Origin of the sequence: Streptomyces pathocidini (genome assembly GCF_001418495.1) — a bacterium.
In the GTDB taxonomy this organism is placed as follows: Bacteria; Actinomycetota; Actinomycetes; order Streptomycetales; family Streptomycetaceae; genus Streptomyces; species Streptomyces pathocidini.
The window spans coordinates 1-9,364 of record NZ_LIQY01000169.1; the positions used below are offsets into that span (position 1 = coordinate 1).

General features: G+C 71.8%; 6 protein-coding genes. All 6 read right to left on the reverse strand.

Annotated features, from left to right (window positions below):
* On the reverse strand, nucleotides 1–965 hold a 965-nt coding region (locus AOK16_RS10230), incomplete at its 3' end, for an alpha-amylase family glycosyl hydrolase (RefSeq protein ID WP_240483504.1).
* Nucleotides 966–975: 10 nt separating this feature from the next.
* A complete protein-coding gene (locus AOK16_RS10235) occupies nucleotides 976–2,544 on the reverse strand; it encodes an ABC transporter substrate-binding protein (protein WP_055471934.1) in 1,569 nt (522 codons plus the stop codon).
* 136 nt (nucleotides 2,545–2,680) lie between these two features.
* On the reverse strand, nucleotides 2,681–4,780 hold the full coding sequence (locus tag AOK16_RS10240; protein ID WP_055471935.1) for a hypothetical protein: 2,100 nt from the start codon (nucleotides 4,778–4,780) through the stop codon (nucleotides 2,681–2,683).
* 156 nt (nucleotides 4,781–4,936) lie between these two features.
* On the reverse strand, nucleotides 4,937–5,995 hold the full coding sequence (locus AOK16_RS10245; protein WP_055471936.1) for a LacI family DNA-binding transcriptional regulator: 1,059 nt from the start codon (nucleotides 5,993–5,995) through the stop codon (nucleotides 4,937–4,939).
* 95 nt (nucleotides 5,996–6,090) lie between these two features.
* Nucleotides 6,091–8,448, reverse strand: a complete 2,358-nt coding sequence (locus tag AOK16_RS10250; RefSeq protein WP_055471937.1) for a polysaccharide lyase 8 family protein — start codon at nucleotides 8,446–8,448, stop codon at nucleotides 6,091–6,093.
* A gap of 63 nt (nucleotides 8,449–8,511) precedes the next feature.
* Nucleotides 8,512–9,036, reverse strand: a complete 525-nt coding sequence (locus tag AOK16_RS28135; RefSeq protein ID WP_338058481.1) for a carbohydrate ABC transporter permease — start codon at nucleotides 9,034–9,036, stop codon at nucleotides 8,512–8,514.
* Nucleotides 9,037–9,364: the final 328 nt, after the last annotated feature.

Below are 9,364 nucleotides of genomic sequence, written 5' to 3' on the forward strand. Positions count from 1 at the left end.
TGGACGCCCAGGCCGCCCGCCTCGCGGGGGATGGTCGTCGCCGGGTCGTTGAGGTCCGACTCCGCTATCAGGAACAGTGGGCGGCCCTCGCGCGCCGCCAACGCGTCCACGGACGAGGAGAGTTCGGCCAGGTAGTGCGTCGCCCTCGTGTCGCGCAGCGCGTGGACGGCGTCCAGGCGCAGGCCGTCCAGGCGGTAGTCCCGCAGCCACGCCAGCGCGCTGCCCAGCAGATAGGCGCGGACCTCGTCCGAGCCCGGCGCGTCCAGGTTCACGGCCGCGCCCCACGGCGTGTGGTGGGTCTGGGTGAAGTACGGGCCGAAGGCCGGGAGATGGTTGCCGGACGGGCCCAGGTGGTTGTGCACCACGTCCAGGACGACCCCCAGGCCGTGCCCGTGCGCCGCGTCGACGAACCGCTTCAGCGCCTCCGGGCCCCCGTACGGCTCGTGCACCGCCCACAGCGACACGCCCTCGTACCCCCAGCCGTGCGTCCCCGGGAACGGGCACAGCGGCATCAGTTCGACGTGCGTCACCCCCAACTCGGCGAGGTGAGGCAGGTGTCGGACCGCCGCGTCCAGGGTGCCTTCGGGGGTGAACGTGCCGACGTGCAGCTCGTAGAGGACCGCCCCCGGGAGCGGTCTGCCGTGCCAGGGATGGCGCCAGGTGAAGCGCGCGTGGTCGACGACCGCGCTCAGGCCGTCCGGGCCGTCCGGCTGGCGGCGGGAGCGGGGGTCGGGCAGGACCGGGCCGCCGTCGAGGGAGAAGCCGTAGCGCGTGCCGTGCCCGGCAGGGGCCGCCACCCGCCACCAGCCCCCGCTCGCGGCGCACCCGGGGCCCGAAGAGCTCCCGGGGCCCGAGTCCCCGGAGCCCGAAGAGCCGGACGAGGGCGCGCGCTCCATCGCGTACGCCGTGCCGTCCGCCCGCAGCTCCACTCGGCCCGCCTCCGGGGCCCACACCTCGAACAGCACCGGCGGCTCCTCAGCTGAGATCGGCTTCCGTCAACGGGGTGCCGGAGCTGGCCGAGACGTCCAGGGTGCGGACCGTGCCGTCCGGGGCGATCTCGATGACCGGGACGGCCTTCCGCGCGGGCGAGCCGTCGTTGCTCAGCGAGATCAGTCCGCTCGCGCCCTTCACCGACTCCACTCCGTGCAGCGACTTCCAGATCTGGATGGTCTGCGAGCCGGTCACCCGGCCGTTCGCCTCGGAGGCCCGGGCCGCGAGCCTGACCCCGGACACCGCGGTGAGCACGGCGTCATGGCCCATGATGGCCTGGCCGTCGTCCAGTGTCTCCTCGGAGAACTCCGAACGGTACGCGCCCTTCTCCCGGAAGGACTGCACCGCCCAGCCGGGGTAGGCGTCCTTCCGCTGCTCCCAGGCCCCCTGGTGGGCCAGGCCCGTGTAGAGCAGCCGGACGTTGCCGCTGCGCAGCGTCTCCTTGATCTGGTCGAAGCCGGAGGCCTGCGCGGACTGCGAGGCGTCGTCGCCGGTGAGCACGACCAGCTGGCGGTCGGTGCACGGCCGGTCCTTCAGCGGGGCGAGGAAGCGCGGCAGGTCCACCCCGCGGCCCGCGAAGTAGACGACGTCCGGCTCCGCCGCGCACAGGTTGGACATCCGCGTCTTGAAGGCGCTGGCCACGCCCTCCTGCGAGGAGTCGTACTCCTCGACGTTCCCCGCCAGCCGCTTCTTCGGGATGGCCTTCAGGAAGGCCTCGCCGAGGGTGCGGGTGTACTGGTCGTCGGGGCGGGAGTCCTGTATCACCAGCACCCGCTTGTCCGCGAACGGCTTGCGCTGGAGGAGGGCCGCGGCGGCTGCCGCCTCGTCGGAGTTGGTGGGGGCGACCCGCACCAGCCCCTTGACCTTGCTGAGGGTGTCGGCGGTGAGCACCGAGCCGGTGGCGGCGAGCTGGAGCCCGCCGTCCGCCTCGCTCGCGGTGATCGTGCGGGTCATCTTCTCGGTCGCGTCGGTGCTGGTGCCCAACCCCGCGACGGCCACGATGTGCTCGGGGCCGATCCGCTCGCGGATCCGGTCCAGCGCGGCCGCCCGCTGCTCGTCGGTGCTGCCGCTGTTGGCCAGCAGCAGCTTGATCTTCGGGGAATCGCCGTACTTGTCGCTGTGGTTGGCCTCGTACTGCGCTGTGTAGGCGCCCTGGACCTCATGGCGTACGGAGTCGGGCGTGTTCGTGTCGCCGGGCCGCGGGATCAGCGGCATCAGATAGACGATGGCGACGTAACTCGGGCCGCCCTGCTCCTTACTGGCCCTCTCGATGCTCGCGTTCTCCTCGTGGATCAGCTCGGAGACCTGGTCGAGATTCTCGCCCGTCTCCTTCGTGCCGTCGCCGAAGTGGTACGAGCCGTCGGTGATGCCGACGCACTGCGCCTCGGGACCGCTGCCGACCCGGTCGACCCCGGTCGCGCAGGAGGTGTCCTCGGGCCGCAGCAGCCACACCAGCGCGCCCGCCACCAGGGTGAGCAGCACGACGGCCGACATCGCGTTCCAGGGCCAGCGGGCCCACCAGGGGCGGTTGCGCACCCAGGATCCGGGCGACATGACGGGTCCCTCCCTCTCGCGTCCAGTTGCATCGGGCCGGCGGTCCGGCCTTACGGGCCTCGGCCGACGATTCGGCTTACGGGTCTGGTCGGTGGTTCGGCGTGCGGGTTGCAGCCGGTGGTTCGGCCCGCGGGTCTCAGTCGGCGTAGCGGGCGGCCTCGTCCAGGAGCGTGTCGGCGTCCGCGTCCGCCGTCATGGCCAGCTGCCGGAACATCGCCCCGATCTTGTAGTTGAGCTCCGGGCTGCCCGGCGGCAGCCGGTGGCGCGGGTCCCCGGCCAGCCAGAGCGCGGCGCACAGCTCGGCCAGGGGGCGGCCGCGCGCCCGGTCCTCGTACGCCGACGGGGCGTGCTCGCGGGCGAGTTCGCCGGCGCGGCGGGGCGGGGGTGCGTCGGAGAGCTGCGCGCGGTACACGGGCGCGGCCGTCACGTGGTACAGCTCGCGCAGCCACGGCCGCAGATCGCCCGCGGCGAGGCCGGTGACGAAGTAGCCCACGACCTCCTCGAGTTCGTTGAGCGCCAGCCGGTGGTAGAGGGAATCGAGCGGATGGCCGTGGCGGTGGTGCCAGTCGGCGAGCGTGCGGTGGATGTCCCGCCACTGCGACTGCGAGCCGTTCGGTGGCCCCGACAGCTCGTCGAGCAGCAGCAGCCGCAGCCACGGGTGCAGGACGGGGCGGCCGTCGTGGGTGGTGTCGGACAGGTCGGCCGCGGGCGCGCCGGGCTGCGCGGCCTTGGGCCTCAGATAGCCCGAAGGGCCTGTTCCGCCGCGGGTGTTGGCGTCCTCCGGAACCGGCCGGGACAGCCACAGCCGGTTGCGCAGCTCGCGCATCACCGTGTCCCTGGCGTGCTCCGGCTGCCCGTTCAGCAGGCCCGAGTTGACCGCGGCCTTCGGCGTACGGGCGGCGGCGATACGGGCCGCGGCGGCGCGCTGCCCGTCGGTGAGCCCGGCGAGCAGGTACTCCCGTACGGACTCGGCCAGTTGTGCGCCGCGCGCGGTGCCGTCCGGCTCGTGCAGCGGCGTGTCCAGCAGGCCGCGCAGATCCTCCGGGGTGTGCTCGCTGAGCCGCTCGATCGCCGCGTGGAGCTGTCGCACGCTCCACGGGTGGCCGTAGGTGAGCCGGTGCACCAGCGGGGTGGCGCGGGCCAGCAGGCCGGTCTCCGGGCGGCCCGTGCGGAGCGCCGACTCGTCCTCGAACCGGCCTGCTTCCAGGGCGACTTCGACGGCGTCCAGATCGCGCAGCCGCACCGGGTACCACCAGTCGTACAGCGGCGTCCCCGCCCGCTCCCGCCACGCGCCGTACGAGGCCTCGGCCGGGTGGTGGAGGTGCGCGTCGTCGGGGCCGCCCTCGCACGGGCCCGGTACCGCCTGGGTGGTGGCGCTGGACGCGACGACCAGCAGCGGGTCGTATGCCCCCGTGCGGGCCCGCTCGGTGCGCAGCCCCAGCAGCACGTCCAGGAAGCGGGCGGCGGCCGGGTTGTGGTCGATGTCGTCCAGCAGCGCCAGGCAGTGGTGGTCGCGGTGCCCGCGCCCGTACGCGGCGCACAGGTCGTCCACGAACGCCAGGCACAGGCGGCGGTCCACGGTCTCCTGGTCGGCCGTACTCCCGGTGCGGTTGCGGCGGTTGAGCTCGACCAGCTCCTCCAGCGCGCTCCCCGGGCCCGCCGAACCGTACGAGGCGAGCGCGCGGTTGAGGAACGTGCTCGCCGGCATGTACTCGAAGCCGCGCAGCAGCACGCCCACGATCAGCTCGATGCCCGGCACCGGCGACAGGCCCAGCGTCTCGACCAGGCCCGCGATGCCCTCGCCCGCGTCCGCCGCCGCGCCGCGGTGGCGGGCCTGGCGCAGGGCGCGGCGCAGCTCGCGGTTGGCCTGGGCGCGGTCGGTGAGCGACAGTTCGGGCTGGACGGCCAGCAGGCCGAGCAGCAGCCGCGGGAAGCGCAGCGGCTTGCTGCCGCGGTGCTTGCGCGCCAGCAGGAACGCCAGGTGCAGGGCGACCTCGTGCGGGCGCTGCTCGGCGGCGGCCGCGAAGCCGATACGGGCGACGGGCGCGCCCTCGGTGACGGCCTCGAAGTGGTCGAGGGCGTGCGTCTTGCCGCTGCCGGGGCGGCCCAGCAGGGCGATGACCGGAAGCGGCCGGTCCGCGGCCGGGTCCGGCCGCGACCAGCACGCGTGCACCAGCTCGGCCACCTCCGCCAGGCCGGACGGCGGCACGTGAGCGCCTCGCGCGCCCTGCACCATGGATCCCCCTTCCGCGCACCGGTCGCCGCCGCGGCACGGTGTGCGCGCGGCGTGCGAGCGTCGTGCCGCACGGTGGGCACATGTGATCGCGAAGACAGCATGGTGGCACGAAGTGGCGCCGGAAGGACAGGAATTGACCGGTATCCGGCCGGTCGGTCAGGGGCGCCTGCGCACGAGGGGGCGTACGGAGTCGCGGACCTTGATATGGGTGCCCAGGACCGCGTGTTGCGCGTTGCGGAACTCCGGTTCGTGGCGGTGGAGGGCGAGTTGGATCGCGGTTCTCCCGATCTCCTCCAGCGGTACGTGGACGGTCGTCAGCGCGGGGACGGTGTCCACAGCGACGGGGATGTCGTCGAAGCCGACGACGGAGATGTCGTTCGGGACTCTGGTGCCGTGCTCGCGCAGAGAGGCGAGCGCACCCGACGCGGCGAGGTCGTCCGATGCGAAGACCGCGGTGAAGTCCGGAGATCCGGCGTCCAGAATCCGGTTCACCTCCTCGTAGCCGAAGTCGCGCGTGGAGTGGCCGTGAGCGACGAGCTTCGGGTCGGGTGCGATGCCGTACTCCTCCAGGGCGCGCCGGTAGCCGGTGACGCGCGGTTTGGTGGTGGTGCTTCCCTGGCCGCCGCCTAGGAAGAGGATTCGCTCGTGTCCCGCCGAGAGCAGATGGCTGGTGATGGCGAATGCGCCGGCCTCGCCGTCGTACTCGACGACCGTCGCGGGGAGGCCCTTCGTCGGCGCCGGGCGGCCGCAGAGCACGAGGCGTGAGCCCTCGGCGTCGAGGGAGCGGGCGAGGGCGCCGATGCGCTTGCGGTAGTCCGGCGACTCGTGGACACCGCCGACGAGCACGATCGCCTCCGGGCTCTGCTGCCGGAGGGTGGTGATCGTCGCGAGCTCCCCTTCGAGTCCTCCCGTCTGGGGAGCGCTGAGGATGCACACGCGGTTCTCGGCGCCGACCTGTTCCGCCAGGCCCCGGGCGATCCGGTTGTAGAAGGGGGCCGTGATGTCGGTGATGAGGACGGCGACCAGCCCCGACGAGCTGCCCACCAGGGAGCGTGCCTGCGCGTTCACGACGTAGTCCATGGCCTCGGCCGCCTTGCGTACCCGCGCCTGGGTCTCGGCCGACACCCGGTGGGTGCCCGTCAGGACGCGGGAGACCGTGGCGGCGGAGACCCCTGCCCGCGCCGCCACGTCGTGCAGGGTGACCCGCCGCTTCACGTGCTGTTCCTCCTCCGCTGCCCGGTCTCCCGGGCGAAAAGTCGACGCTTGCATGGTAAACGTTTTCCGGTTCTGGCCACCCGGGTTGTTCCGGTCTACTTGCTCAGGGTGACGGTGCGTGTCGCCCCGCGGGCCGGGCCGACGTCCACCCGCAGGGTGACGCCGCCGGCCAGGGACACGACGGTCACGCCCGGGCCCGGGACGGCGGAGACGTAGCCGGTGCGGGCGATGGTGACGTCGATCGTGGTCAGGGCCTGCGTCGGGTCGGAGACGCCGACGGTGAGGGTCCCGCCCTGCTCGCGCATCACGACGGAGGCGGCGTTCTGGGCGACGGTGATCGGGCCCGCGGTGCCGGGGTTGAAGAAGTTCGCCATCGTGATGCCCAGGCCGGAGTGGCCGATAGCCTGGACGTCCGCAGTGTTGGACAGGACGGTCACGGTGGGCGCGGCCGAACGGGCCGCGGTCTGGGCGGCGGTGAAGCCCGGCAGGAGGATGTAGGCGTAACCCGCCCCCACGGGGTTGGTGCCGTGGTCGCGCTGGAGGAGGACGTACTGGCGGGTGGAGACCGCGGTGGTTCCGCCGGAGTTGACCTCGCTCCAGCTTCCGGTCTCGTTGGTGCGGTAGGCGCCGATCTTCATGCCGCCGGGGAAGGCATAGCCCGCGACCCCCTCGACATGGGCCCAGCGCGCCTGGTCGAAGGCGGCCGACCAGCCTGCGGTCGCGGGCTGGACGACCCCGTCGACGGTGAGGGCGGCGGTCGTCTTCCGGTTCTCGATGACGGTGTTGATGTACCGGCCGTCGGTGGAGGTGATTCCGGCGCCGAGCGCCACCACGCAGTCGTCGAGGCAGAACCAGGACTTGCGTGCGTTGAGCGTGGTGCGCAGACCGCGCAGGTTGAGGCCGACCGCGCCGTACGTCCCTTGGAGTATCGCGCCGCCGGCCCAGCCGGCGGGGGAGCGGTCGGAGGCTCCCTCGCTGTCGACGAAGTCCTTGAGGTCCACCGTGGTGCCGGGCAGCTTCTTGGCGAAGACCGTGTTCCAGAACTCCTCGCCGTACTGGGTGCGGTCGTTGTCGAGGTAGAGCTGGGTCATGCCCTCGGCGGTGTGCCAGCCGTGCTTGTTCTCCCCGTTGATGGACTCGTAGTAGGCGGTCCGCTTCGAGCACATGGCGATGGAGTACGCCCAGCCCGGCCGTCGGTGCACGGCCCGGTCCATCTCGGGGAACTGGACGTGGGCAACCGGTTCGGCGGCAGGGCTGATGCCGCTGTCGTCGAGTACCGACTTGGCGAGCCGGATCTGGGCCACGTCCCCCTTGGACTGGAGCGGCCAGGCGGTGTTGCGCTGGAGCCATCCCTTGGCGATGCGCCGCAGTTCCGCGGCCCGCGTGGGGTTTCCGGCCGCGGCCGCCGCGGCGAGGTTGAGCAGGATGAGTGCGGCGTTGCTGCCGTCCGCGGCGTCGGGTTCGTCGGCGCGGGAGATCGCCCGGCCGCGGACGGAGTCGAGCATCAGCCCGTTGTGGACGAAGGGCGAGATCGCGGTGGTGGCGGAGTCGAAGATGTTGCTCACCTGCGGGGCCGTTACCGCCCACGGCGAGCTGGTGAGCAGGTTCAGCATCCTCGCGATGCCGCCGAAGAACACCAACCCGTACGTTCCGTTGTACGGCCTGCCGTTGTGGAACAGATACGACCCGCTGGCGTACAGGCCGTCGCCGGAGGTGACGTACGGGAAGAGCGTGGCCAGTGCCGTGGCTGCCTCGCTGATCTTCGCGGAGTTGTTCTGCAGCGCGCCCCGCACGATGAAGATCCGGCTGGTGTCGGCCAGGTTGGCACCGGTCGAGACCCCGCCGAGGGTCACGTCGGGGTCGAAGTGGTCGAGCGACGCGCAGCAGGCGGCGATCTGGGCGGACGAGAGGGCGGCGTACACCAGGACCGCGGTGTCCACCATGGCCATCGGTGCTCCGATGTTCCAGTCCCAGCCGTTGCCGTACACGGTCTGGGTGGTGGTGTAGATGGTGCTGGTCATGAACTCCAGGCCATCGGCGACCAGATCGGCGAGAGCGGCGTCGCCTGAGTACGAGGTCCCCGGCGTGGCGTAGGCCAGGGCCAGGGTCTTCAGTCGGCTGAAACTGGCGGTCACGTTCCCCGAGGGGTACGAGGAGCCCAGTGGGAGGTCGGTCCACAGGACTTGGCGCCCGGTCCCGGTCTGCAGGGTCGAACGGTAGTCTTGCGCCTTCGACTCCAGGGAGTCCAGCGCGACGGCGTACGTGGGGTCCCCGGTGTCGATCGCCCCGCCGCTGAGCGCCTCTGTCCAGCGGGCCCGCAGATCGGCGAAGGAGTCGGCCGCGGCCGCTCGCGGGGCGGGCAGCAGCAGGGCTCCCGCGCTCCCCGCGGCGAGGGCGGCGAAGCCGCGCCGGGAGAGTGAACCAAGACCGTGACGTGCCGAGTTGTGACGCATGACGACTCCCATGAGTAGACGGCGTTGTCCGTAGGGGTGGTGATCGGATGCGTGGGGGGGGTGTTACTTGAGGGCGCCGGTGGTCAGTCCGGACTTCCAGTACTTCTGCAGGGAAAGGAAGAGGGCGACGACGGGGATCAGGGAGACCACCGATCCGACCATGACCATGGGGTAGAGGTCGGGGTGGGCCGCTGCCTCCTTGAACCAGCCGTAGATGCCGAGGCTCAGGGGGTAGAGCATGTGGTCCGAGAGCATCAGCAGAGGCGTGTAGAAGTCGTTCCAGATGCCGTTGAAGGTGAGGAGGAAGAGCGTCAGGTAGGGCGAGCGCATCATCGGCAGCGCGACGCGCAGGAAGATCACGAACTCGCTCGCGCCGTCCACGCGTGCCGCCTCGACGACCTCGTCCGGCACGTGGGTGCTGCTGAAGACGCGCCCCATGTAGAGGCCGAACGGCAGCGCCCCGAACACGGAGACGACGATGATCACCGAGTACGTGTTCGTCGCGCCGATCTCCGACGCGAGCAGGTACGTCGGCATCGCGAGGACCGTCGCGGGAATCATGGTGGCGATCAGGACCAGGGCGAACAGCTTGTTCTTGCCGGGGAAGGTGAACTTGTCGAAGGCGTAGCCGNNCCCGACCGCGTACACGGCGCTGTTGAGCAGCCAGCGCCAGATGATGCCGTCCTCGAAGGCGAAGGTCGCCTGGATGTTCTCGGCGATCCTGACCGTGCCGAACCAGAAGCCGCTGGTACGGACGAGGTCCTGACGGTCCTTCGTGGCGGCGAACAGCAGCCAGGTGACGGGCAGGAAGGTGTAGAGGACGGCGAGTACGAGGACGGTGTTGACCACCAGCTTGTTCATGGCCACGGCCAGCCAGCGGGGGCGGCCCGGCGGGCGGGCCGCGACCGTGGGGGCC